This window comes from Streptomyces sp. NPDC001002 (assembly GCF_053599215.1).
In genome coordinates this window covers 18,823-40,841 of sequence record NZ_JBSFLV010000026.1, presented here as the reverse complement: position 1 = coordinate 40,841, position 22,019 = coordinate 18,823, and the positions used below count along the sequence as shown (strand labels likewise).

The following is a 22,019-nucleotide window of genomic DNA, read 5'->3' as shown; positions in this document are numbered from 1 at the left end:
GCCGTCCATGCGCCGAGCGATCTTCACCTCCGACCACGACGAATTCCGCAAGCTGGTACGGGAGTTCGTGGCCAAGGAGGTCGTCCCGAACTACTCCGCCTGGGAGCGGGCCGGACGTCTGCCCCGCGAGATCTTCGAACAGCTGGGCTCGCTTGGCCTGTTGGGGATGGCTATCCCCAAGGAGCACGGCGGTTCCGGCCTCGACGACTATCGCTACAACGTCGTCCTTCAGGAAGAGGCCGCCCGCGCGCTGGTCACCCTCGGCACGGTACGCACCCAACTCGACGTGGTCCTCCCGTACTTCCTCGCCTACGCCGACGAGGCGCAGCGCCGGCGGTGGTTCCCGGGACTCGCCGACGGGCGGCTGCTGACCGCGATCGCCATGACCGAACCGGGCACAGGCTCCGACCTCGCGGGCATCCGTACCACCGCGGTCCGCGACGGTGACGCCTACGTCGTCAACGGCGCCAAGACCTTCATCACCGGCGGCCTCCTCGCCGACCTGGTCATCGCGGTCGCCCGCACGTCCACCGACCCCGCCGACCGGCGCGCCGGGCTGACCCTGCTGGTCGTCGAGGACGGCATGCCCGGCTTCAGCCGGGGGCGGGTGCTCGACAAGATGGGCATCAAGGTGCAGGACACCGTCGAGCTGGCCTTCGACGACGTACGCGTTCCGGTGGCGAACCGGCTGGGGGAGGAGGGCGCGGCCTTCCGCTACCTCGGCCACAACCTCCCCCAGGAGCGCATGACCGTCGCGGTCGGCTCGGTCGCGCAGGCACGCGCGGCCCTCGATACGACCATCGAGTACGTCAAGGAGCGCCAGGTCTTCGGCAAGCCGGTGGCGGCCTTCCAGAACACGAAGTTTGAACTCGCCGCCGTGGCCGCCGAGATCGTGGCCGCGCAGGCCATGCTGGACCGGGCGGTGCTCGACCTCGTAGACGGCGTGCTGTCCGGCGCGGATGCCGCCAAGGTCAAGCTCTTCTGCACCGAGATGCAGGCCCGGGCGGTCGACCGCTGCCTCCAGTTGTTCGGCGGCTACGGGTACATGGCGGAGTACCCGATCTCGCGGCTGTACGCCGACGCCCGGATCACCCGGATCTACGCCGGGACCAGCGAGGTCATGAAGGTGATCATCGCGAAGTCACTGGGTCTGTAGCCGGCGGTCGGGGTGCTGCGGGATCCGATCAACCGGAATCGGGTTCGGTCGACTACGGTCGGATATCGACAGGTGGGTGATCCGCCGCCCGCACCAACGCAGAAAGCCGAGGTCATGGCCGTAGACATCGCCGCCCTGCGGGGCCACTTCCCGTCCCTCGACCACGGCCTCGCCTTCTTCGACGGCCCAGGCGGCACGCAGACGCCTCGCCCGGTCGCCGCCGCCATCGCGGAGACGCTCACCGGGCCCCTCTCCAACCGGGGTGGCGTGAGCGCGTCCGAGCAGAACGCCGAGCGGGCGGTCACGGAGTTCCGGGCCGCCTACGCCGACTTCCTGGGCGTACCGGCGAACGGCATCGTCCACGGGCGCAGCGCCACCCAGCTCACGTACGACTTCTCCCGGCATCTGGCCAAGGACTGGCGGGTCGGCGACGAGATCGTGGTGAGCCGCCTCGACCATGACGCCAACGTCCGGCCCTGGATCCAGGCGGCCGACCACACCGGGGTGACGGTCCGCTGGATCGACATCGACCCCGAGACCACCGAACTCGACCTCGGTTCCTTCGAGCGGGCGCTCTCCGACCGGACCCGGCTGGTCGCGGTGACCGCGGCCTCCAACGTGCTGGGCGCCAAGCCGCCGCTGCGTACGATCGCCGACCTGGCGCACGGCGTCGGCGCGCTGGTGTACGTGGACGGCGTGCACTACGCGGCGCACAGCCAGGTGGACGTGCCCGCGCTGGGGGCGGACCTGTTCGTGTGCTCGCCGTACAAGTTCCTCGGCCCGCACTGCGGGGTGCTCGCGGCGGCGCCCGAACTGCTGGAGACCATCGAGCCCGACAAGCTCCTGCCCTCCACGAACGCCGTGCCCGAGCGTTTCGAATTCGGCACGCTGCCCTACGAGATGCTGGCCGGCGCCACCGCGGCGGTGGACTTCCTCGCCGGCATCGACCCCGGCACGGCGGTGTCGCGGAAGGAGCGGTTGACGGCGTCGCTGCGCTCCCTCCACGAGCACGAGTCCGTGCTGCGTACCCGGATCGAGGACGGGCTGCGGTCACTCGGCGCTGCCGTCACCGTGCACTCGAAGGCCGCCGACCGCACCCCGACCCTCCTGATGAGCCTCGAAGGCCGTGACGCGTACGAGGCACAGGTGCATCTGGCGGCCCTCAAGGTGGTGGCACCGGCAGGGTCGTTCTACGCCTACGAACCCTTCGCCGCGCTGAAGTTGGACAACCCCTCTCTGCGGGTGGGACTCGCGCCCTACAACGACACGGAGGACGTGGACCGGCTCATCGCCGGTCTGGCGTCCTTCCTTCAGGCGCCATAGCGGGTGGTCGCGGCCAACTCGGCCGCGCTCTCCATCAATTGCAGGACCATCGGGCCGAAGGCCAGCAACTTCATGTTGTCACCGGCCCGTTGGAAACCCTGCTCCAGAACCACGCCGAGCTTCCACTGGGCGAGGACGTCGTAGTAGTCCATGTCGTCGACCTGACGGCCCGACACCTCCGAGTAGCGCTCGATCAGTTGCTCGCGGGAGGGCATGCCGGTCAGGTCGACGTACAAGGCCGTGGCAGCCTCCGGCGCGCCGGTGTCCTCCGGCCAGCCCCGGAGCAGCCAGGCGAGGTCCAGCTTGGGGTCGCCGACCGTGCCCATCTCCCAGTCGACGATGGCGGCGAGACGGGCCGGGGCGCCGTGCCGGTACATGACGTTGGCGAACTGGTAGTCGCCGTGCATCAGGCCCGGGACGTAGTCGAGCGGCCCGTGCGCGCGCAGCCAGGCGGCGGCCTCGTCGAAGCCGGGCAGTTCGCGGCCCTTGACCCGCTCCAGGTAGCGGGTCCAGCGGTCGACCTGCCGCTCGTGGAAGCCGTCGGGGCGCCCGAGGTCCCCCAGCCCCTTCGCCTTCCAGTCCACCCGGCCCAACAGGGCCACGCCCTCGACGAGTTGGTACGCCAGCCCGGCGCGGGCGTCGAGATCCGTGTCGAACGGCTCCGGCCAACCGCGCCCGCCCGTCGAGGACATGGGCGACCAGCCGTCGACGAACTCCATCAGGTAGAACGTCCGGCCCAGTACGGACGTGTCCGTGCAGACGGCGATCGCCTCGGTGTGCGGGACGTCCGTGCCGTTCAGCGCCTCGGTGATCCGCCACTCCCGCAGGATGCCCTCGTCCCGTGCCGCGGGGGCGGTGGCCGGCGGGATGCGCAGGGCGCAGTGGAGTTCGCCGCGCCGGACCTCGTAGATCTCGTTCTGCGCGCCGCCGGAGACGAACCGGTGCTCGATGGCCTCGCCCTTGCCGGGCAGTCCGGACTCGTCCAGCCAGGTGGTGAGCCGATCGACGTCGATCATCGAGCCTCCGGTCCAAGAGAGCCCGTCGGCTCGGGAGTTGCTGCCGACTCCAGGAACTCCGCGTACTTCGCGCGCGCCGCCGCCACTCGCGTGGGCAGATAGGCGCTCGGCCAGAGGTCGTCGCTCGGCTTGTGGTCGCGCAGCACCTGCCGGGCGACCGTGACCTTGTGCACCTCGGTCGGGCCGTCCGCGATGCCGAGCACGCTGGCGCCCAGCAGCATCCGGAACAGGGGCATGTCGCCGCTGACGCCGAGCGCGCCGTGCACCTGGATCGCCCGGTGCGCGATGTCGTGCAGCACGGTGGGCAGTTGCGTCTTGACCATGGCGATGTCCTTGCGGACCTTGCGGTAGTCGTTGTACTTGTCGATCTTCCACGCGGTGTGCAGCACGGCGAGCCGGAACTGGGTGAGCTGCGCGTACGAGTCGGCTATGTGCCCCTGCACGAACTGCTTGTCCGCCAGGACCGTGCCCTGGGTGTGCCGGCTCAGTGCCCGCTCGCACATCATGTCGAAGGCCTTGCCCGCCAGCCCGATCGTCCGCATGGCGTGGTGGATCCGCCCGCCGCCGAGCCGGGTCTGTGCGATCACGAAGGCCTGTCCCTCGCCGCCGAGCACCGCGTCCACCGGCACCCGTACGTCCTCGTAGTGCACGAGCGCGTGCGAGCCGCGCTCCTGCGGCTCACCGGCCAGCGCGACGTTCCGCTCGATGAGGATGCCCGGGGTCTCGGCCGGCACCAGGAACATCGACATGCTCTTGTACGGGTCGCCGTCCGGGTCGGTCACCGCCATCACGATGAAGAAGGCGGCCGTCTTCGCGTTCGAGGAGAAGTACTTCCAGCCGTTGATCACCCACTCGTCGCCCTCGCGGACCGCCCGGGTCGTGAACTCCTTGGGATCGGCGCCGGCTTGGGGCTCGGTCATCGAGTAGCAGGAGAAGATCTCGCCGTCGAGGAGCGGACGCAGATAGCGGTCCTTCTGCGACGCGGTGCCGTAGTGGGCGAGGATCTCGGCGTTGCCCGTGTCCGGGGCCTGGCAGCCGAAGACGATCGGGGCCCAGGAGGAGCGGCCCAGGATCTCGTTGAGCAGGCACAGTTTGACCTGCCCGTGGCCCTCACCGCCCAGGTCCGGGCCGAGGTGCGTCGCCCACAATCCATGGGCCCGGACCTCCTTCTTGAGCGGGTCCAGAACGCGGCGGAGGTTCTCGTCGGGCGGGGTGAACTGCAGCCCGTCCCACAGGAGATCGAGGGGTTCGACCTCCTCCCGGACGAACTCGGCCGCCCAGTCGAGCTGTGCCTGGTAGTCCGGGTCTGTTTCGAAGTCCCACGACATTGTGTCTCCTTCCGGCAGATGCCAGAATAGCGTTCTCATGAAAGAGAACACAATTCCCCCGTCACGGAACGGCGTTGCGGAAGACCCCGGGGACACCGGCGATGTGGCCGACCGCATCGCCCGACGGGCGCTGGCCCGGCGCGGAGCGCACTACGCGAGCGAGGTACGGGCGTTGCTGGACGCCGCGTTGGAGGTCATGCGGCGCTGCGGCACCGCTTCCCGGCCCCGCGTCGCCGACATCGTGACGGCGGCCGGACTGTCGAACGAAGCGTTCTACCGGCACTTCCGCTCGAAGGACGCCCTGGTCGCCGCACTCATGGAGGACGGCGCCGAGCAGCTCTGCGGCTACATCACCCACCAGATGGCCAAGGAGCCCTCGCCCGAGGGGAAGGTGCGCCGCTGGGTCGAGGGCGTCCTGTCCCAGGCGAGGGACGAGGAGACGGCGGCGACCACGCTGGCCGTCATGTGGAACGCGCAGAGCGTGGGAGAGGGATTCCTGGCGGGCCCGTCGTCGGTCGACGGTCTGTTGGCGAACCTGCTGCGCGGCCCGTACACCGAACTCGGCAGCGCAGAACCGGACTTGGACGCGTCCCTCGCCGCCCACGCGACGGTGGGCAGGCTCGCCGACCACCTGTGGCGCCGGGTGGCGCCGACGGACGCCGAGGTCGACCACGTCGTCCGGTTCTGCCTGCGCACGGTCACACCCCAGGGAGGTCACGCGTGAAGAGCAGCGATCAGTTCCACGTCGGGATCGTCGTCGACGACATCGATACGGCGGCGGCCGCGCTGTCGGCCGTGTTCGGCTACCAGTGGGCCGAGCCGTTGGGCGCGCCCGTGCGGGTGAGCCTGCCCGGCGGCGGCGGCGGCGGCGGTGACGAAGGCGAAGGCGACGACGTCGTCCTCGACCTCCTGTCCACGTACTCGATGTCCACGCCCCGGCTGGAGTTGGTGCGCAGCGTCCCCGGCACCCTGTGGGAGCCGGTGACCGGATCAGGGGTCCACCACCTCGGGTACTGGTCCGACGACGTGGCCGCCGACTCCGCCGCACTCGCGCGGCGCGGCCACACCGTGGAGGCGGTCGGCAGACGCCCCGACGGCACGCCGTACTGGGCGTTCCACCACAGCCGTAGTGGACCGCGCATCGAACTCGTGACGCGGGCGCTCCAGCCGGTCCTTGAGCAGTACTGGGCGACAGGGAAGAGGCCGGGCGCATGACCACCGTGGGGATCGTGACCGGCGCCGGACGCGGCATGGGCCTGGAGTGCGCGCGACGCCAACTCGGCTCCGTGGAACGGCTGTTGCTGGTCGACCTCGACGCCGGGACGCTGGCCTCGGCTGCCGACGAGCTGGCGAACTCGGCGAACGGCACCGTCGTGGAACCATTTGTCCTGGACGTCACCGACCGCGAGGGCCTGGCCCAACTCGCCGCGCGGGCAAGGGAACTCGGCACTCTGCGAGCCGTCGCCCACGCCGCCGGCATCTCGCCCACCATGGCGGACTGGCGCCGCATCCTCGCGGTCGACCTCGTCGGCACGGCCCTGCTCGCCGAGGCGCTGCGCCCGCTCGTCACCGAGGGCACGGCGATGGTGTGCTTCGCTTCCATGGCGGCGCAGTTCGGGGCCGGTGAACCGCGTCCGGACATCGAGGCCCTACTGGCCGATCCGCTGAACGAGCACTTCCTGGACCGGCTCCACGAAGCCGTCGGACCGGAGATCGAGGACACCGGTGTGGCGTACTCCTGGGCCAAACGCGGTGTCCAGCGCTTCGTGCAGCGCGAGGCGGTGCGGGTCGGCGGGGCCGGGGCGCGGGTCTGCTCGGTGTCGCCCGGGGTCGTGGGCACGCCTCAAGGACGGCAGGAGGCGGCTCAACACCCGTCGATGAAAAGGCTGGTGGAGCAGTCGGCGCTCGGCCGCGAGGGGCGCCCCGAGGAACTGGCCGCGGTCGTCGCCTTCTTGCTCTCGGACCAGGCCTCGTTCCTGACCGGGGTGGACATTCTGGTCGACGGAGGGGTGATCGCGGGGCTGGCGGCGGGGCGGTCTTGAGCGCGGGCCCCGGTCGGGTGACCGGCCGGTCGATGGGCGGGCCGGTTGGTCAACGAGCCGGCCGGTCGATGAGCCGGCCGGCCAGGAGGTCGGTCGCTCAGCCGGCCGTCGGCGGCACGAACCCGGCCACGATGACGGCGTTCGTCGTGGCCGCCGCGTGCCGCAGCGCGCGCGCCTCGGTGTACCCGGCCGACTCGTACCAGGCACGGGCGGCCTCGACCGAGTCGAACTCCAGGACCACGGTCTGGTCGCCGTACCACTCGCCCTCCAGGGTCTGCGGCTCCGGGTCGGCGGACAGGACCCGCCCGCCGCTCTCGGCGAGGGTGGCACCGGCGGCGCGGCTGTAGACGGCCATGCCGGCCGGGTCCTTGATCGCCTCGGTGAAGATGACGTAACCCTTCGGCATGGTTCTCCTCGTTCTCAGCTGACGGTGATGGCGCGCTCCGGGCACATGCCCGCGGCGGAGCGTACCCCGTCCTCGTACTCGGCGGGCACGTCAGGGCTCTCCACCACGGCGTATCCGTCGTCGCTCAGGTCGAACACCTCGGGGCAGATCGTGCAGCACACCCCGTGTCCGCGGCAGCGGTCGTCGTCGACGGTGACCTTCATCGGGCCGCGCTCCACTCCAGTTCGAGGTGGGTCAGGCCTCGCAGGATGAAAGTGGGGACGTACGAGTAGCGGCGGGCGTCCGCCGGGCCGTGCGCGCTCTCCGCGATCCTGATGTCGGACGTGCGGTCGAGGAGCCGCTCCAGGGTGACCCTGGCCTCGGCGCGGGCGAGCGGGGCGCCCGGGCAGGTGTGGACGCCGCGGCCGAAGGCGAGATGACGCCGGACGTTGGTCCGGCCGACCTCGAACTCGGCCGGGTCCTCGAACTGGCGCGGATCACGGTTCGCCGCGCTGTTCAGCACCATCAGTGTGGTGCCGGCCGGGATGTCGACGCCGCCCACCGTGGTCGGCACCTTCGACAGCCGGAAGTCGCCCTTCACCGGGCTCTCCGCGCGCAACGTCTCCTCGATGAAGTTCGGGATCCGGTCGCGCTCGGCGCGCAACAGCCGCTGGAGTTCCGGGCGTTCGGCGAGCACCTTGAGGGCTGAGCCGAGGAGGCGGACGGTGGTCTCCTGGCCGGCCGCGAAGAGGTTGGTGGCGACGCGGACCACGTCGATGACCTCGGGGACGGACCCGTCGGGGAAGGTCGCGGTGGCCAGGCCCGTGAGCACGTCCTCGCGGGGTTCGCGGCGGCGGTTCTCGATGTACGTCGTGAAGCGCGCGTACAGGTACTCCAGCGGGGAGTGGTGCAGCGTGTCGTCGCCGGTGCTGCCGACGCCGCCTCCGGCCGGCGGGCGGCGCTGGAGCGTGTCCATGAAGTCCTCGCGGTCCTCCTCGGGCACGCCGAGCAGGTCGGCGATGACGAGGAGGGTGAACGGACCGGCGAACCCGCCGATGAACTCCCCGTGGCCCGGGGCCAGGAACTCCTCCAGCATCCCGTCGGCGAGGTGCCACATCGACGCCTCGTTCTCCTTGAGGCGCTTCGGCGTGATCAGCCGCATCAGCAGCGCGCGATGGTCCGTGTGCGTCGGCGGATCCAGCGTCGGCAACTGGTCGCTCATCGGCAGCTCGTCCCGGTGCCGCTCGATCAGCTCGCTCACGTCGTCGCCCTCCAGCGGCACCGGGAACCCGGGGAAGGGGCCGGTGACCGAGATGCAGGAGGAGAACGTGTCGGTGTCGTTGTAGACCTGCACCGCCTCGTCGTACCCGGTGACCATCAGCACGTCGTGATGCGGCTCGCGCTGCACCGGGCACCGCCCGCGCAGAGCCTCGAAGTAGGGGTAGGGGTCGGCGACCTGCGCCTCGTCCCGGAAGAAGTCGATCGCCTCGAAGTCGTCCACGGTCTGCTCCGGCCCCTTCTCCGCCACCACCCCGACGACGAGGGACGGTAGCACAATTCTCACTCAGCTGGAATGCTACTTGAGTGTTTCAGAGAGTGCCATTCTCGCAACTGGCGATACCAGGGAGAGCCATGGACGACACAGAAGAGACGTACGCCCTGCGCGCCGCGCGCGACATGCGCCGGAAGATCCTCGGCGATGCCTACGTCGACGCGGCGACCTCCGACCCGGCCCCCGCCGCCGTCGAGTTCCAGGACTACCTCACCGCGACGGCCTGGGGCGTCTGGACCCGGAACGGCGTTCTCGGCCCCCGTGACCGCAGCCTCCTGGTGCTGGCCATGACCGCCGCGCTCGGCCGCATGGAGGAGTTCCGGGTCCACGTGGACAGCACACCGCGCACCGGAGTCACCGACGCCGAGCTCGACGAACTCCTCTTCCAGGTCGCCGCCTACTGCGGAGTCCCGGCGGGCAGCGCGGCCCGCCGGGTCGTAAGGGCGGCGCGGGCGGAGCGGGTGGAGGGAGAGTGACCCCAGTGACCCCAGTGACCCCAGTGACCCCGGAGACCCCGGAGACCCCGGAGACCCCGGTGAGCGCGGAGCGCGTCGGCTTCGTCGGCCTCGGCAACATGGGCTCCGTCCTGGCCGCCAACCTCGTACACACCAGCCATACGGTCGTCACGCACGACACCGCTGGACCGGCGCGGTCGCCTGAAGGCGCCGTACACGTCCCCGCGGTGGCCGAAGTCGCCCGCCGCGCCCCGGTGTTGGTGCTGAGCCTGCCCGACGGAACGGCCTCCGAGCAGGTGGCCGGGGAGATCGTGAAGGCGGCCGGGCGGCGGGTCCGGTGCGTGGTCGACACCTCGACGGTCGGCGTGGCCGCGTCCCGTGCCGTCGCCGAACTCCTGGCCGGTGAGGGCATCGGCTACGTCGACGCGCCCGTGTCCGGCGGTGTGGCCGGGGCGCGGGCGCGCACCCTCACCGTCATGTACGCCGGTGACGACACCGCATGTGCACGGGCCGAGGGCGTGCTGGCCGGCCTGAGCGACCGTCGCCGCCGGGTCGGTGACCGCCCCGGCATGGCCCAGGCCCTCAAGCTCGCCAACAACTTCCTGTCGGCGACGACGCTCGCCGCCACCAGCGAGGCCGTCGCCTTCGGCCTCGCCGCCGGCCTGGACCTGGCCACCATGCTGGACGTCCTGAACGGCTCCAGCGGACAGAGCGCGGCCACCAGCGACAAGTTCCCGCGCCATGTCCTGACCGGCCGCTACGCTGCGGGATTCGCCAACTCCCTGATGGACAAGGACGTACGGCTCTATCTGCGCGCAGTCGAGGAGCAGGGCGGACCCGCGTCGATCGGGGAGGTGGCGGCGGCCGTGTGGCGGCGGTTCGCCGAGGCGGAACCCGGCGCCGACTTCACCCGGATTTTCCCCTTCGTCGAGGGCTCCCGAACTCAACCTGACAGACCGCTGACTTGACGGTCGCTCGCAGGCGAGAATAGCATTCTCATTCGGAGAGACTGAGATTATCGTGAGTCCCCTCCGTACAAGCGACTGGAGGACCAGACCCCATGGCGCACTTCAAGAAGCCCGACGAGGGCAGCTGGACCGCACACCTCAAGATCGGCACCGAACCGGTGTCGTACGAGGACTCCATCTCGCCCGCCCACTACGAGGTGGAGCGCGAGGCCATCTTCAAGCGGACCTGGCTGAACGTCGGACGGATCGAGCAACTGCCCAAGCGCGGCAGCTACTTCACCAAGGAGCTGGACGCGGCCGGTGCCTCGGTCGTCGTGGTGCGCGGCATGGACGACGAGGTGCGGGCCTTCCACAACGTGTGCCGCCATCGCGGCAACAAGCTCGTGTGGAACGACTTCCCGCGCGAGGAGACCAGCGGGGTCTGCCGCCAGTTCACCTGCAAGTACCACGCCTGGCGCTACGACTTGGCGGGCAAGCTCACCTTCGTCCAGCAGGAGCAGGAGTTCTTCGACCTCGACAAGTCGCGGTACGGGCTCAAGGACGTGCAGACCGATGTGTGGGAGGGGTTCGTCTTCGTCAACCTCGACCCGGAGAACACCACGCCGCTGCGGGAGTACCTGGGCGAGTTCGCCAAGGGCATCGAGGGCTACCCGTTCCACAAGATGACCCAGGCGCACCGCTACCGCGCCGAGATCGGCGCCAACTGGAAGCTGTTCATCGACGCGTTCGCCGAGTTCTACCACGCGCCGATCCTGCACGCCGGGCAGTACATGGCCGACGAGGCCCGCAAGATCCAGAAGTACGGGTACGAGGCGCTGCACTACGACATCGACGGCCCGCACAGCATGGTGTCCTCCTGGGGCGGCATCGCCCCGCCGCACGACCGCAAGATGGTCAAGCCCATCGAAGGCGCCCTGCGCAGCGGTCTGTTCGGCCCCTGGGAACCGCCCGACATCGGCCTCACCACCGAGCAGCTGCCGCCGGCCATCAACCCGACCCGGGACCCGCGCTGGGGCATGGACTCGTTCGTCTTCTTCCCCAACTTCATGCTGCTGATCTGGCGGCCGAACTGGGTGCTGACCTACCACTACTGGCCGACCGCGTACAACACGCACATCTTCGAGGCCGCCTGCTACTTCGTGCCGCCCGAGAACGCCTTCCAGCGGCTCCAACAGGAGCTGGCCGTCGTGTCGTTCAAGGAGTACGGGCTCCAGGACGGCAACACCCTGGAGGCGACGCAGAGCATGCTCGAATCGCGGGCTGTGGGGGAGTTCCCGCTCAATGACCAGGAGGTCCTCCTGCGTCATCTGCACGGCACCGCCCGCCAGTTCGTCCGCGACTTCCAGCAGCGCACGTCCGGCGCTCCGGCCGCGTCCTGACCCGAGGAGACCGAACCATGGCCACCGTCTTTCCCCCCGAGTTCGCCGCGCTGGAGCCGTACGCCGACTGGGCCCTGCCGACCGAGAAGGCGCGTTACGCCAAGCGGATCGCCAGCACCATGGACGAGCTCGACGCCTTCTACAACACGGCGTTCCCCCTTCTGAAGTCCGGCACGGACTACCTGGAGCGGGTCACCATGGACGACATCTCCGAACCGGACAAGCACCTGCTGTGGCTGTTCTGCGCGCTGGTCACCATCGCCTTCCCGGTGGAGGCCTGGCGCCAGCCGAAGGTCCCCGACACGGGCGCGGCGAGCATCGACTCCGTCTTCGAACCCGCGATTTGAGCGCCATGAACGCCAACTGCTCGGTAGGAGGCGTCTGATGCCCCGCCCGCGTACCCCGAAGCCCCCCGTCCGCCTGCGCGCCGCCCGCATGCTCGACATCGACAAGGGCGAACTCGTGGAGCCCGGCGACCTGTTGATCGACGGCGAGCGCATCGTGGAACTCGCGCCCGCCGCCGTCCCGGCGGACACCACGGTCATCGACCTCGGCGATGTCACCCTGCTGCCCGGACTGATGGACATGGAGGTCAACCTCCTGCTCGGCGGCCCCGACCACCGCAGCCCGCTCAACCCGGTGCAGGACGACCCCGCCGTACGGACCCTGCGCGCGGTCGCCAACGCGCGCCGCACGCTGCGGGCCGGCTTCACGACCGTACGGAACCTCGGTCTCTTCGTGCAGACCGGGGGACTGCTGCTCGACGTGGCGCTGAAGAAGGCGATCGACCACGGTTGGATCGAGGGCCCTCGGGTCGTCCCCGCCGGGCACGCCATCACCCCGACCGGCGGGCACCTCGACCCGACCATGTTCCAGGCGTTCGCGCCGCACATCATGCCCCTCACCGTCGAGGAGGGGATCGCCAACGGGGTCGACGAGGTGCGCAAGGCGGTCCGGTACCAGATCAAGCACGGCGCGCGGGTCATCAAGGTGTGCGCGTCCAACGGGGTCATGTCCCACACCGGCCCGGCCGGTGCCCAGCAGTACTCCGACGAGGAACTGCGGGCCATCGCCGACGAGGCACATCGCGCGGGGCTCAAGGTGGCCGCGCACTGCATGGGCGACCGCGCGGTCCGTGCCGCCCTCGACGCGGGCATCGACTGCGTCGAACATGGATTCCTCGTCAGCGACGAGACCCTCGACCTGATGATCGAGCGGGGTACTTTCCTCGTCGCGACCACGTACATCGCCGACGGCATGGACGTCTCCAAGGCGGACCCCGAACTCCAGGCCAAGGCCGCCGACGTCTTCCCCCGCGCCAAGGCGACCACTCGTCGTGCCATCGAGCGCGGTGTCCGCGTTGCCTGCGGTACCGACGCGCCCGCCATCCCGCACGGCCGCAACGCCCGCGAACTCATCGCCCTCGTCGACCGGGGCATGACCCCGCTCGCCGCCCTGCGGGCCGCGACCACGGTGGCCGCCGAACTCGTCGACGCCGACGACCGGGGCCGCCTCGAACCCGGCCTCCTCGCCGACATCATCGCTGTCCCCGGCGACCCGCTGACTGACATCGGCGTGACCGAGGACGTGCGGTTCGTGATGAAGGGCGGGGAGGTGTACCGGCACGACGACGCCGGCCGCTGATGTGCCGAGGGGGCACGGAGAAGGGCCGCAGCTCTTGTGGGAGCCGCGGCCCTTCTCCGTATGAGGCTTTGGTGCACGGGCAGTTGGAGGGCGAGTGTCATACCTTCCGCGTGATGCCACCGTCGACCCGCACGATCGCCCCGGTCGTGAAGCTCGACGCCGCGCTCGCGAAGTGGAGGGCGAGGGGAGCCACGTCGTCCGGGACGCCGAGCCGACCCAGGGGGACGAACGAGGTGTCGAAGTCCTCGGCAGCCCAGGCTTTGTGAGCGTCCGTCAGAACCGGCCCGGGAAGGATCGCGTTGACGCGGACCTTCGGCGCGTACGCCTCCGCGAGGCCCACCGTGAGGGCGTTGAGGCCCGCTTTGGCGCAGGCGTAAGGGAGTTCGTGGACGCTCGCCAGCAGGGAGCCCGCCGTACCGATGTTGATGACCGAGCCGCCGCCGTGATCCGCCATGTGCTTCGCGGCGAGCACCGCCAGTCGGAACGGCCCCTTGAGATTGACGGCGAGCGTCTTGTCGTAGAGCTCCTCGCTCACCGTGTCGAGACTCTCGTACGGCGGTGACATACCCGCGTTGTTGACCAGGACGTCGAGCCGCCCGAACTCCTCCAGCGTCGCGGACACCAGCCGTTCGCAGTCCTCCCACCGCCCGACATGGCAGGCGACACCCAGGGCCCGGCGTCCGGTCGACGCGCGCACCTCCTCGGCCACCGCCCGGCACGCCTCCACCTTGCGCGAGGCGATGACCACATCGGCACCGGCCTCCGCCAGCGTCTGCACGATGGCCCGACCGATCCCGCGCGAACCGCCGGTGACGACCGCCACCTTGCCGCTCAGGTCGTGCAGCTCCGTGAAGGACGTCACCCGCGTCAGCCTCCCTGCATCGTCGTCAGCAACTCGCGCCGCAGCAGCTTTCCCGTTGGCGTGTACGGCAGTTCGGCACGGAAGACGATCACGTCCGGCGTCTTCGAGCCGCGCAGTCGGCCGCGCACCCAGGCCCGCAGCGCCTCGGCGTCGGCGACCGCACCCTCGTGCACGACCACGAACGCGGCGATCCGCTCGCCCCACTCCTCGTCCGGCACGCCCACGACGGCTGCCTCGCGGACCGCGTCGTGCCGCAGGAGCACGTCCTCCACCTCGGCGGGCGCGATGTTCTCGCCGCCCCGGATGATGGTGTCGTCGGCGCGCCCCTCGATGAACAGATAGCCCTCGTCGTCGAAGTGCGCGAGATCGCGCGTGTGGAACCAGCCGTCGCCGTCGAGCAGCGCGGCAGCGCCCTTGTACTCGCCCGACACCTGCGGGCCGCGCACCCACAACTGCCCTGCAGCCCCGGGCGGCAGCACAGCCCCCGTCTCGTCCCGGATCAGCGCCTCCACACCCGGCACCATCCGCCCGGCCGAGCGCAACCTCGCCCGCACCGCGGGATCGTCGGAGCAGAGCGCCGCCCGATGGTCGTCCGGACCGAGCAGGGCGATGGTCGAACTGGTCTCGGTGAGGCCGTACGCGTTGGTGAACCCGGTGCCGGGGAAGGCCCGCAGCGCGGCCTCCAGGACCGTGTGCGGCATCCGGGCACCGCCGTACGCCAGCGAGCGCAGCGTCGGCACGTCGGCCGGGCGTCCGCCCAGGTGCTCGACGAGACGGGCCAGCATAGTCGGCACCACCATGGCCGAGGTGACGCCCTCGGCGCGCACCAGCGCCAGCCAGGCGGCCGGTTCAAAGGTGCCGAGGTGCACGATGCGCCGTCCGGCGTAGAGGTTGCTGAGCACCGAGCCGACGCCCGCCACGTGATACGGCGGCACGCTCGTCAGCACCGCGTCATCGGGGGCGGCCGAGCCGAACTCGACCGTCTGGAGGATGTAGCTGGACAGGTGCCGGTGGCGCAGAACAGCCGCCTTGGGCGCGGCCGTTGTCCCGCTGGTGAACAGCAGCACCGCCGGATCGTCCGGCGACCCCTCCAGCCCCTCGGCGGGATCCGCACCCCGCCCTTCGGCCAACAGCGCCTCGGGTGTCCGTACCGGAACCCCTTCGAACTCGGCGGCGAACGCCTCGTCCGCGACCACCAGGGGCCGCTCGGTGTGCACCAGCAGATCGGTCAACGCCTGTTTCGACAAACGGTAGTTGACGGGAACGAGCGGGACGCCCGCGAGGGCCGCGCCGAACAGCAGGACAGGAAACGCGGGGCCGTTGACGCCGGCGAACACCAACTCTCGTGCGCCGGCGCGATGGACGACGGCCGCGACCTCGGCGGCGGTACGACGGAGCTGCGCGCAGGTCGTCCCGGAGTCACGCGACCCCATCGCCACCCGGTCCGGATCGCCCGCCACGGCCATGTCGAGCAGCATCGCGATGTTCAAGGTGTGCGCCCTTCCTTCCGCCCCTCGGCTGCGAACAGTATTCTACCCATGGGGAAATCACATTCTCCACAGCCGTTCCCAGAATCGTTTGCCAGGGGGCTTCGTGGATTTCGAGCTGACCGAGCAGCAGGAGGACATCCGCCGGGGCGTCCGCGAGCTGGCGGCCTCCTTCGGGCCCGAGTACTGGGCCGGACAGGACGAACGGGCGGAGTTCCCCTGGGAGTTCTACAACGCCTTCGCCAAGGCCGGCTGGCTCGGCATCGCCGTTCCCGAGGAGTACGGCGGCGGGGGACTGGGTGTCCTGGAGGCCTCGCTGCTTCTGGAGGAGGTCGCCGCCTCGGGCGCCGGCATGAACGGCTGCTCCACCATGCACCTGACGATCTTCGGGCTCAACGTCCTCGCCCGGCACGGCAGCGAGCAGTTGCGCCGCGAGGTCCTCCCGCACGCCGCCACCGGCGAGCTGCACGTCTGCTTCGGCGTGACCGAGCCCGACGCGGGCACCGACACCACGAGCATCTCCACGTTCGCCCGCCGCGACGGCGACCACTACATCGTCGACGGCCGGAAGATCTGGATCACCAAGGCCGGGGACTCGCAGAAGATGGTTCTGCTGGCCCGTACCACCCCGCGCGAGGAGGTGGACAAGCCGACCAAGGGGATCTCGGTCTTCCTGGTCGACGTCGACCGCACCGCCATGGACATCCGGCCCATCCCCAAGATGGGCCGCAACGCCGTCGCGTCCAACGAGATCTTCATCGACGGCCTGCGGGTCCCGGCGAGCGCCCGGATCGGAGAGGAGGGCGAGGGCTTCCGCTATCTGCTGGACGGCCTCAACCCCGAGCGCATCCTGCTCGCCCACGAAGCGCTCGGCCTCGGCCGGGCCGCCCTCGACGCGGCCACCCGCTACGCCCGCGACCGCGTCGTCTTCGGCCGCCCGATCGGCCAGAACCAGGGCATCGCCTTCCCCCTGGCCGAGGCCCTCACCCGCCTCGACGCGGCCCGCCTGATGGCCCGCAACGCCGCCTGGCGCTACGACCGCGGCCTGGACTGCGGACGCGAGGCCAACATGGCCAAGTTCCTCTGCGCGGACGCTGGTTTCCAGGCCGCGGACCGGGCCGTGCAGACGCTGGGCGGGATGGGCTACGCCCGCGAGTACCACGTCGAGCGGTACTTCCGGGAGTCACGGCTGCTGCGACTCGCCCCGATCAGCCAGGAGATGGTGCTCAACTACGTCTCCCAGCACGTGCTGGGACTGCCCAGGTCGTACTGACTCTGCTCCTGAGGCGGACGACTCTGCTGGATCGCGCCAGAGACACCGCGCCGGCGACACCACGTCAGCGGTCGTTGCGCCGCAACCGCACGCGGTACGAGTAGTGCTCGGGCAGGAAGTGGCTGATGGCCAGCTCGACGACCTGCCCGGTGCCGGACTGGTAGACGCGGTCGATGCGCAGGAGCGCTCGGCCCGGTGCGCAGCCCAGGTGCTCGGCGATCTCCGCGGTGGCCTCGGCGACGGTGATGCTCTGCTCGGCCTCCGCGATCGGCTCGGGCAGCCGCTGGTCGAGCAGCCCGATGACGGTGAAGGCGTTCGGCGTGCCAGGCGAGGCCAGTTCCGGCACCGGTTCCAGCAACCGGCCGACGGCGGGCGGCAGCCAGACGGAGGTGTGACAGAACGCCACGTCGTCGTGGAGCCGCAGGAAGGACAGCTTGTGCACCCGGTCGGTGTTGAGGCCGAGCCGGCCCGCCGCGTCGACGTCGACCCGGGCGTGCAGGGGAGTGACGACGTCCATGCGGGTGTCGATGGACAGCCCCATCAGGTCGTCCACCGAGCCGAACTGGCGCAGGTACTGCTCCTCGCGGGGCATCGCGAACGTCCCGCGCCCCGGCACCCGGTGGACCAGCCCCTCGGCCACCAGGTCCTGGAAGGCCCGCCGCACGGTCTGCCGGCTCACCTCGTGCCGCTCGGCGAGTTCGGCCTCGGTGGGCAGCCGGACCCCGTCGGGGAAGTCGTGGCGCAGGATCGCCGTCCGCAGCTCGCGCGCGAGTCTGAGATACGTGCTCTCCCGCTGCGTCCGCTCAGCCATCGAGCCCGCCTCTCGCCACCAACTGGGCCGCGATCACGTTCCGTTGGATCTCGTTGGTGCCCTCGCCGACGATCATCAGCGGCGCGTCTCGGAAGTACCGCTCGACGTCGAACTCGGTGGAGTAGCCGTAACCCCCGTGAATCCGGACCGCGTTGAGCGCGATCTCCATGGCCGTCTCCGACGCGAACAACTTGGCCATGCCCGCCTCCATGTCCACCCGGCGCCCGGCGTCGGCCTCCCGGGCGGCGTGCAGCGTCAGCTGGCGGGCGGCCGTGAGCTTGGTCGCCATGTCGGCGAGGTAGTTGCCGATCGACTGGTGGCGCCAGATCGGCTTGCCGAACGACTCCCTTTCCTGGGCGTAGCGCAGCGAGTCCTCCAGGGCCGCGCGGCCCACGCCCAGCGCACGGGCGGCGACTTGGAGCCGTCCGGTCTCAAGGCCCTTCATCATCTGGCCGAAGCCCGCACCCTCGACGCCGCCCAACAGGGCGTCCGCAGGGGCGCGGTAGTCCTCGAAGGACAGCTCGCAGCTCTCCACGCCCTTGTAGCCGAGCTTGGGCAGGTCGCGGGAGACGATCAGGCCGGGGCCGTGCTCGGCCAGCAGGACGGAGATGCCCTTGTGGCGTGGTTCGGCGGCCGGGTCGGTCTTGCACAGCAGCGCGATCAGGCCGGCGCGGCGGGAGTTGGTGATCCAGGTCTTGGCCCCGTTGACGACGTACTCGTCGCCCTCACGGCGCGCGACGGTCGTCATCGCCTGGAGGTCGGAGCCGCCGCTGGGCTCGGTCAGCGCCATGGTCGCGCGGACCTCGCCGGTCGCGAGCCGCGGGAGGTGGCGTCGCTTCTGCTCCTCGGTGCCGTACAGGAGCACGAGTTTGGAGACGACGGTGTGTCCGCCCATCGCGCCGGCCAGGCTCATCCAGCCGCGCGCGAGTTCCTCGGTGACGAGGACGAAGCAGGGGGTGGAGACAGGGGTGCCGCCGTACTCCTCCGGAATCGCCAGGCCGTAGACGCCGAGTTCCTTCATCCGCTCGATCAGCAGCTCCGGATAGGTGCCCGCGTGCTCCAACTCCCGGACGACGGGCTTGACTTCCTTGTCGACGAACTCGCGCACGGTCCGCACGATCAGCCGCTCGTCGTCGGACAGGATGTCCAGAACGCTCATCGGGTCGCCCTCCAGTTCGGCGGTGGTCAGACGACGCCGTCGGCGCGCAGCGCCTCGATGTCGTCGCGGCTGCGGCCGAGGTCGGTGAGGATCGCCTCGGTGTGCTCGCCGACGTCCGGGACGGGATCCATGCGCACGGGCACCCCGGCGAGATCGGCGGGCGGCACCAGCGCCTGCACGGTGGCGCCGGGCACCGAGACCTCCCGCCAGCGGTCGCGGCCCGACAGCACCGGATGGTCCAGGAACGCGGCGATGTCGTTGACCCCCGAACCGGCGATGCCCATCGCATCGAGGTCCTTGAGGAGCTCCTCGGCGTCGGAGCGGGCGAACCGGTCGGCGACGATCGCGTTGAGTTCCGCGCGATGGGCGACCCGGTCGGGACCGGTGGCGAAACGCGGGTCGTCCGTCAACTCCGGCCGCAGCAAGAACCGTTCGCACAGGATCGCCCACTCGCGCTCGTTCTGGATGGAGAACAACACCTGTCTGCCGTCGGCGGTCGGGAAAGCGCCGTACGGGGCGATCGTGGCGTGCTGGGTGCCGAGACGGGCGGGCTGGGTGCCGCCGTAGCGGGTGTAGTAGGCGGGTTGGCTCACCCACTCCGCGAGCGCCTCGAAGAGGGACACCTCGACGGGGTGCACCCGGCCAGTGGTGGCCCGGGTGTAGAGGGCGGTGAGGACGCCGGTGTAGGCGTACATCCCGGCGGCGATGTCGGCGACGGAGATCCCGACCCGGGCGGTCTCGTCGTGGGTGCCGGTCAGCGAGACCAGGCCGGTCTGGGACTGCACCAGCAGGTCGTACGACTTGCGGTCGGCCCACGGCCCGTCCGTGCCGTAGCCGGAGATCGTGCACGGGATCAGCCGCGGGTACCGCTCGGTGAGGACGTCGACGCCGAGCCCCAGACGGTCGGCGGCGCCCGGCGCGAGGTTCTGCACGAACACGTCGGCGCCGGCGAGGAGTTGGTGCAGGATCTCCCGGCCGCGCGGGTCCTTGACGTTCAGGGTCAGGGATTCCTTGGAGCGGTTGAGCCAGACGAAGTAGCTGGAGTGGCCGTGCACGGTGGTGTCGTAGCGCCGCGCGAAGTCCCCCTCGCCCGGCCGCTCGATCTTGATCACGCGGGCGCCCAGGTCGGCCAGCTGCCGGGTGGTGTAGGGCGCGGCCACGGCCTGTTCCAGGCTGACCACCGTGATGCCGGACAGGGGGAGCTGCTGCACGGTCGTGCCTCCTGGTCCTGGTACGTCCCGGGCCGCGGGCGACGGCCTTGTCTCCTCTGCGCAGATTTGTACGGCCAAATACGCGAAGGTGTCAACGTTGGGACGCCTTTGTACACATCGATGCGGCACCGGAGCCCGTCGAGTGGACGAGGGCGCCCGGTGCCGCGCACGGCGTGCGAGACCGCAGGGTCAGGACTCCCGGCTGGGATCGCACAGCACCATCACCGCACGCGCGACCAGTTCGCCCGCGCCGCCCAGCTCCTGGCGGTAGCGGTCCGTCATGCCGCGTACGGTCTCCGCGAAGTCCGGGTCCGAGGCGCGGGAGCGGGCCGGGGGCGGGAGTTCCTGGGCCATCGCGCGGCGGCGGGCCAGGAGGGCGATGATCACGTCGTCCAGGCGCTCGATGCCGGCAAGGGGCAACCGAGCCGTCGGGCCGGCCTCGTGGTTTGTCGTCGTCACGGTGGATCTCCGTTCCTCCGCGGGAGCGGCGCTCCGCTCCCGTCCGTCCTCGTCCCTCATCGCAATCGGTCCTTCAACACCTTGCCCGTCGCGGTCAGCGGCAACTCCTCGCGGAACTCCACGGTCCGGGGCACCTTGAACCCGGCCATGTGCTCCCGGCTCCAGTCGATGAGCTCCTGCGCCGACACCTGGCCGTGCCGGACCACGAAGGCCTTGCCCACCTGGCCCATCCGTTCGTCCGGTACGCCGATCACCGCGACCTGCGCCACCGCGGGATGCTTGAGCAGGAAGCCCTCGATCTCGGCCGGGTAGGCGTTGAAGCCGCCGACGACGAACATGTCCTTCTTGCGGCCGACGATCCTCAAGTGCCCCCGCTCGTCCAGGGATCCGAGGTCACCGGTGTGCAGCCAGCCGTGCGGGTCGATCGCCTCGGCCGTCGCGGCCGGGTCGTCGAGGTAGCCGCGCATCACGGTGTACCCGCGCACCAGCACCTCGCCGTCGCCGGCGATCCGGATCTCGACGCCGTCGCAGGGCGTGCCGACGGTCGTGGCGATGTCCTCGAAGGTGTCGCCCGGGCGGGAGGCGGTGACCGTGCCGGCCTCGGACAGACCGTAGCCCGTCATGATCGACCGGAACGGCAGCTCCTCGCGGACCCTGCGGATGAGTTCGACCGGGATGTCGGCGGCGCCGGTGACCGCCGTACGCAACGAGGACAGGTCCCGGCCACCCTTCAACTGCGCCTCCAGGAGGGAGTGGTAGAGCGTCGGCGGGCCTGGCAGCATCGTCACCCGCTCGCGCTCCACCAGATCGAGCACGAGGTCCACGTCGAAGACCGGGACGGGCAGGATGGTGGCGCCCCGGATGAGGGATGCCACGCAGCCGGCCTTGTAGCCGAAGATGTGGAAGAACGGGTTGACGATCAAGTAACGGTCGCCCTGCCGCAGTTGGGCCAGATCGCACCACTCGGCGTACAGCCGCAGCGTCTGCGCGTGCGTCATCAGTACGCCCTTGGGGCGCCCGGTCGTGCCCGAGGTGAAGACGATGTCCGCCACGTCATCGCCGGCCACCGGACACTCGAACGGCGAACCGCTCGCGAGGAAGTCCGACTTGAGGTCGATCACCGGAACCCCCGGCGGCCCGGTGAACTCCAGCCCCAGGAAGCCCTGTTGGACCAGGACGGCCTTGGCGCCGCCGCGTACGACGATGTCGTGCGCCTCCTCGGCCTTGAACCGGGTGTTGACCGGAACCAGCACGCCCCCGGCGGTCAGCAGCCCGAACGCGGCCACGATCCACTCGGCCGAGTTGGCCGCCCAGATCGCGACCCGGTCGCCCTTCCCGACCCCCAGCGAGGCGAACGCGCCCGCCGCCACCCTTACCCGCTCGACGAGTTGGGCGAAGGTGAGCCGGAGCGGTCCGTCGACGACCGCTTCGGCGTCACCGAAGCGGTCGGCCGCGCTGAGCACCATCTCGGGGATGGTCTCCCATGCCCCGTGCCGATCGATCGTCATG

Annotated in this window: 23 protein-coding genes; 11 read left to right on the top strand and 12 right to left on the bottom strand. The window is 70.4% G+C overall.

Annotated elements, in window-relative coordinates:
* The first annotated feature begins 7 nt into the window (after positions 1 to 7).
* Both ACWDR3_RS14675 and ACWDR3_RS14670 read left to right on the top strand, forming a co-directional pair.
* Positions 8 to 1,156, top strand: a complete 1,149-nt coding sequence (locus ACWDR3_RS14675) for an acyl-CoA dehydrogenase family protein (RefSeq protein WP_450352840.1) — start codon at positions 8 to 10, stop codon at positions 1,154 to 1,156.
* A gap of 114 nt (positions 1,157 to 1,270) precedes the next feature.
* Positions 1,271 to 2,479 (top strand): cysteine desulfurase-like protein, encoded by a 1,209-nt coding sequence (locus ACWDR3_RS14670; protein ID WP_450352839.1) that lies wholly within the window; start codon positions 1,271 to 1,273, stop codon positions 2,477 to 2,479.
* On the opposite strand, the gene ACWDR3_RS14665 is transcribed toward ACWDR3_RS14670, so the two are convergent.
* Both ACWDR3_RS14665 and ACWDR3_RS14660 read right to left on the bottom strand, forming a co-directional pair.
* Positions 2,467 to 3,495: a phosphotransferase family protein gene (locus ACWDR3_RS14665; protein WP_450352838.1), complete on the bottom strand. Its 1,029-nt coding sequence runs from the start codon at positions 3,493 to 3,495 to the stop codon at positions 2,467 to 2,469. The genes ACWDR3_RS14670 and ACWDR3_RS14665 overlap by 13 nt on opposite strands.
* Positions 3,492 to 4,823, bottom strand: a complete 1,332-nt coding sequence (locus ACWDR3_RS14660) for an acyl-CoA dehydrogenase family protein (RefSeq protein WP_450352837.1) — start codon at positions 4,821 to 4,823, stop codon at positions 3,492 to 3,494. The genes ACWDR3_RS14665 and ACWDR3_RS14660 overlap by 4 nt, the downstream gene beginning before the upstream one ends.
* A gap of 103 nt (positions 4,824 to 4,926) precedes the next feature.
* Between ACWDR3_RS14660 and ACWDR3_RS14655 the strand changes: the two genes are divergently transcribed.
* From ACWDR3_RS14655 to ACWDR3_RS14645, 3 genes are read left to right on the top strand one after another with little or no spacing between them, the layout of a single operon-like run.
* On the top strand, positions 4,927 to 5,547 hold the full coding sequence (locus tag ACWDR3_RS14655; protein WP_450352836.1) for a TetR/AcrR family transcriptional regulator: 621 nt from the start codon (positions 4,927 to 4,929) through the stop codon (positions 5,545 to 5,547).
* On the top strand, positions 5,544 to 6,038 hold the full coding sequence (locus ACWDR3_RS14650) for a VOC family protein (RefSeq protein WP_450352835.1): 495 nt from the start codon (positions 5,544 to 5,546) through the stop codon (positions 6,036 to 6,038). The genes ACWDR3_RS14655 and ACWDR3_RS14650 overlap by 4 nt, the downstream gene beginning before the upstream one ends.
* Positions 6,035 to 6,865, top strand: a complete 831-nt coding sequence (locus ACWDR3_RS14645; RefSeq protein WP_450352834.1) for an SDR family oxidoreductase — start codon at positions 6,035 to 6,037, stop codon at positions 6,863 to 6,865. The genes ACWDR3_RS14650 and ACWDR3_RS14645 overlap by 4 nt, the downstream gene beginning before the upstream one ends.
* Positions 6,866 to 6,962: 97 nt before the next feature.
* Here ACWDR3_RS14645 and ACWDR3_RS14640 read toward each other — a convergent pair whose 3' ends face one another.
* Genes ACWDR3_RS14640 through ACWDR3_RS14630 form a run of 3 tightly spaced genes read right to left on the bottom strand, consistent with a single transcriptional unit; the run spans position 6,963 to position 8,814 of the window.
* Positions 6,963 to 7,271 carry a DUF1330 domain-containing protein gene (locus ACWDR3_RS14640; protein WP_450352833.1) on the bottom strand — a complete coding sequence of 103 codons (309 nt, stop codon included), beginning with the start codon at positions 7,269 to 7,271 and terminating at the stop codon, positions 6,963 to 6,965.
* A gap of 14 nt (positions 7,272 to 7,285) precedes the next feature.
* Positions 7,286 to 7,474: a ferredoxin gene (locus tag ACWDR3_RS14635; RefSeq protein ID WP_401711117.1), complete on the bottom strand. Its 189-nt coding sequence runs from the start codon at positions 7,472 to 7,474 to the stop codon at positions 7,286 to 7,288.
* Positions 7,471 to 8,814 (bottom strand): cytochrome P450, encoded by a 1,344-nt coding sequence (locus tag ACWDR3_RS14630; RefSeq protein WP_450352832.1) that lies wholly within the window; start codon positions 8,812 to 8,814, stop codon positions 7,471 to 7,473. The genes ACWDR3_RS14635 and ACWDR3_RS14630 overlap by 4 nt, the downstream gene beginning before the upstream one ends.
* 68 nt (positions 8,815 to 8,882) lie before the next feature.
* Between ACWDR3_RS14630 and ACWDR3_RS14625 the strand changes: the two genes are divergently transcribed.
* From ACWDR3_RS14625 to ACWDR3_RS14605, 5 genes are all read left to right on the top strand, one after another.
* Complete coding sequence (locus ACWDR3_RS14625; protein WP_450352831.1) at positions 8,883 to 9,278, top strand: carboxymuconolactone decarboxylase family protein; 396 nt, start codon at positions 8,883 to 8,885, stop codon at positions 9,276 to 9,278.
* Positions 9,279 to 9,292: 14 nt separating this feature from the next.
* A complete protein-coding gene (locus ACWDR3_RS14620; protein WP_450352830.1) occupies positions 9,293 to 10,225 on the top strand; it encodes an NAD(P)-dependent oxidoreductase in 933 nt (310 codons plus the stop codon).
* Positions 10,226 to 10,317: 92 nt separating this feature from the next.
* A complete protein-coding gene (locus tag ACWDR3_RS14615; protein WP_450352829.1) occupies positions 10,318 to 11,604 on the top strand; it encodes an aromatic ring-hydroxylating oxygenase subunit alpha in 1,287 nt (428 codons plus the stop codon).
* 17 nt (positions 11,605 to 11,621) lie between these two features.
* A complete protein-coding gene (locus tag ACWDR3_RS14610) occupies positions 11,622 to 11,951 on the top strand; it encodes a hypothetical protein (RefSeq protein WP_450352828.1) in 330 nt (109 codons plus the stop codon).
* Positions 11,952 to 11,988: 37 nt separating this feature from the next.
* Positions 11,989 to 13,248: an amidohydrolase family protein gene (locus tag ACWDR3_RS14605; protein WP_450352827.1), complete on the top strand. Its 1,260-nt coding sequence runs from the start codon at positions 11,989 to 11,991 to the stop codon at positions 13,246 to 13,248.
* A 97-nt stretch (positions 13,249 to 13,345) separates the two neighbouring features.
* Here the strand turns inward: ACWDR3_RS14605 and ACWDR3_RS14600 are convergent, their stop codons facing one another.
* Positions 13,346 to 14,110 carry an SDR family NAD(P)-dependent oxidoreductase gene (locus tag ACWDR3_RS14600; RefSeq protein WP_450352826.1) on the bottom strand — a complete coding sequence of 255 codons (765 nt, stop codon included), beginning with the start codon at positions 14,108 to 14,110 and terminating at the stop codon, positions 13,346 to 13,348.
* A gap of 5 nt (positions 14,111 to 14,115) precedes the next feature.
* Positions 14,116 to 15,600: a class I adenylate-forming enzyme family protein gene (locus ACWDR3_RS14595; protein WP_450352825.1), complete on the bottom strand. Its 1,485-nt coding sequence runs from the start codon at positions 15,598 to 15,600 to the stop codon at positions 14,116 to 14,118.
* 103 nt (positions 15,601 to 15,703) lie between these two features.
* On the opposite strand from ACWDR3_RS14595, the gene ACWDR3_RS14590 reads away from it, so the two are divergent.
* The gene (locus tag ACWDR3_RS14590; protein WP_450352824.1) at positions 15,704 to 16,870 is read left to right on the top strand and encodes an acyl-CoA dehydrogenase family protein; all 1,167 of its coding nucleotides are present in this window, start codon (positions 15,704 to 15,706) and stop codon (positions 16,868 to 16,870) included.
* Between the two features lie 64 nt (positions 16,871 to 16,934).
* Here the strand turns inward: ACWDR3_RS14590 and ACWDR3_RS14585 are convergent, their stop codons facing one another.
* The 5 genes from ACWDR3_RS14585 to ACWDR3_RS14565 form a co-directional block, all read right to left on the bottom strand.
* Positions 16,935 to 17,681, bottom strand: a complete 747-nt coding sequence (locus ACWDR3_RS14585) for a GntR family transcriptional regulator (protein WP_450352823.1) — start codon at positions 17,679 to 17,681, stop codon at positions 16,935 to 16,937.
* Complete coding sequence (locus ACWDR3_RS14580; RefSeq protein WP_450352822.1) at positions 17,674 to 18,840, bottom strand: acyl-CoA dehydrogenase family protein; 1,167 nt, start codon at positions 18,838 to 18,840, stop codon at positions 17,674 to 17,676. Before ACWDR3_RS14580 ends, ACWDR3_RS14585 begins: the two co-directional genes overlap by 8 nt.
* A 26-nt stretch (positions 18,841 to 18,866) precedes the next feature.
* A complete protein-coding gene (locus tag ACWDR3_RS14575) occupies positions 18,867 to 20,051 on the bottom strand; it encodes a CaiB/BaiF CoA transferase family protein (protein ID WP_450352821.1) in 1,185 nt (394 codons plus the stop codon).
* Between the two features lie 189 nt (positions 20,052 to 20,240).
* Positions 20,241 to 20,510, bottom strand: a complete 270-nt coding sequence (locus ACWDR3_RS14570) for a hypothetical protein (RefSeq protein ID WP_450352820.1) — start codon at positions 20,508 to 20,510, stop codon at positions 20,241 to 20,243.
* Between the two features lie 56 nt (positions 20,511 to 20,566).
* Positions 20,567 to 22,018, bottom strand: a complete 1,452-nt coding sequence (locus tag ACWDR3_RS14565) for a FadD3 family acyl-CoA ligase (protein ID WP_450352819.1) — start codon at positions 22,016 to 22,018, stop codon at positions 20,567 to 20,569.
* Position 22,019: the final 1 nt, after the last annotated feature.

Excerpts from the sequence above, each read along its gene's own strand:
- ACWDR3_RS14675 (WP_450352840.1), top strand. The coding sequence starts at position 8 with ATGCGCCGAGCGATCTTCACCTCCGACCACGACGAATTCCGCAAGCTG.
- ACWDR3_RS14670 (WP_450352839.1), top strand. The coding sequence starts at position 1,271 with ATGGCCGTAGACATCGCCGCCCTGCGGGGCCACTTCCCGTCCCTCGAC.
- ACWDR3_RS14665 (WP_450352838.1), bottom strand. The coding sequence starts at position 3,495 with ATGATCGACGTCGATCGGCTCACCACCTGGCTGGACGAGTCCGGACTG.
- ACWDR3_RS14660 (WP_450352837.1), bottom strand. The coding sequence starts at position 4,823 with ATGTCGTGGGACTTCGAAACAGACCCGGACTACCAGGCACAGCTCGAC.
- ACWDR3_RS14645 (WP_450352834.1), top strand. The coding sequence starts at position 6,035 with ATGACCACCGTGGGGATCGTGACCGGCGCCGGACGCGGCATGGGCCTG.
- ACWDR3_RS14640 (WP_450352833.1), bottom strand. The coding sequence starts at position 7,271 with ATGCCGAAGGGTTACGTCATCTTCACCGAGGCGATCAAGGACCCGGCC.
- ACWDR3_RS14635 (WP_401711117.1), bottom strand. The coding sequence starts at position 7,474 with ATGAAGGTCACCGTCGACGACGACCGCTGCCGCGGACACGGGGTGTGC.
- ACWDR3_RS14625 (WP_450352831.1), top strand. The coding sequence starts at position 8,883 with ATGGACGACACAGAAGAGACGTACGCCCTGCGCGCCGCGCGCGACATG.
- ACWDR3_RS14615 (WP_450352829.1), top strand. The coding sequence starts at position 10,318 with ATGGCGCACTTCAAGAAGCCCGACGAGGGCAGCTGGACCGCACACCTC.
- ACWDR3_RS14610 (WP_450352828.1), top strand. The coding sequence starts at position 11,622 with ATGGCCACCGTCTTTCCCCCCGAGTTCGCCGCGCTGGAGCCGTACGCC.
- ACWDR3_RS14605 (WP_450352827.1), top strand. The coding sequence starts at position 11,989 with ATGCCCCGCCCGCGTACCCCGAAGCCCCCCGTCCGCCTGCGCGCCGCC.
- ACWDR3_RS14585 (WP_450352823.1), bottom strand. The coding sequence starts at position 17,681 with ATGGCTGAGCGGACGCAGCGGGAGAGCACGTATCTCAGACTCGCGCGC.
- ACWDR3_RS14580 (WP_450352822.1), bottom strand. The coding sequence starts at position 18,840 with ATGAGCGTTCTGGACATCCTGTCCGACGACGAGCGGCTGATCGTGCGG.
- ACWDR3_RS14565 (WP_450352819.1), bottom strand. The coding sequence starts at position 22,018 with ATGACGATCGATCGGCACGGGGCATGGGAGACCATCCCCGAGATGGTG.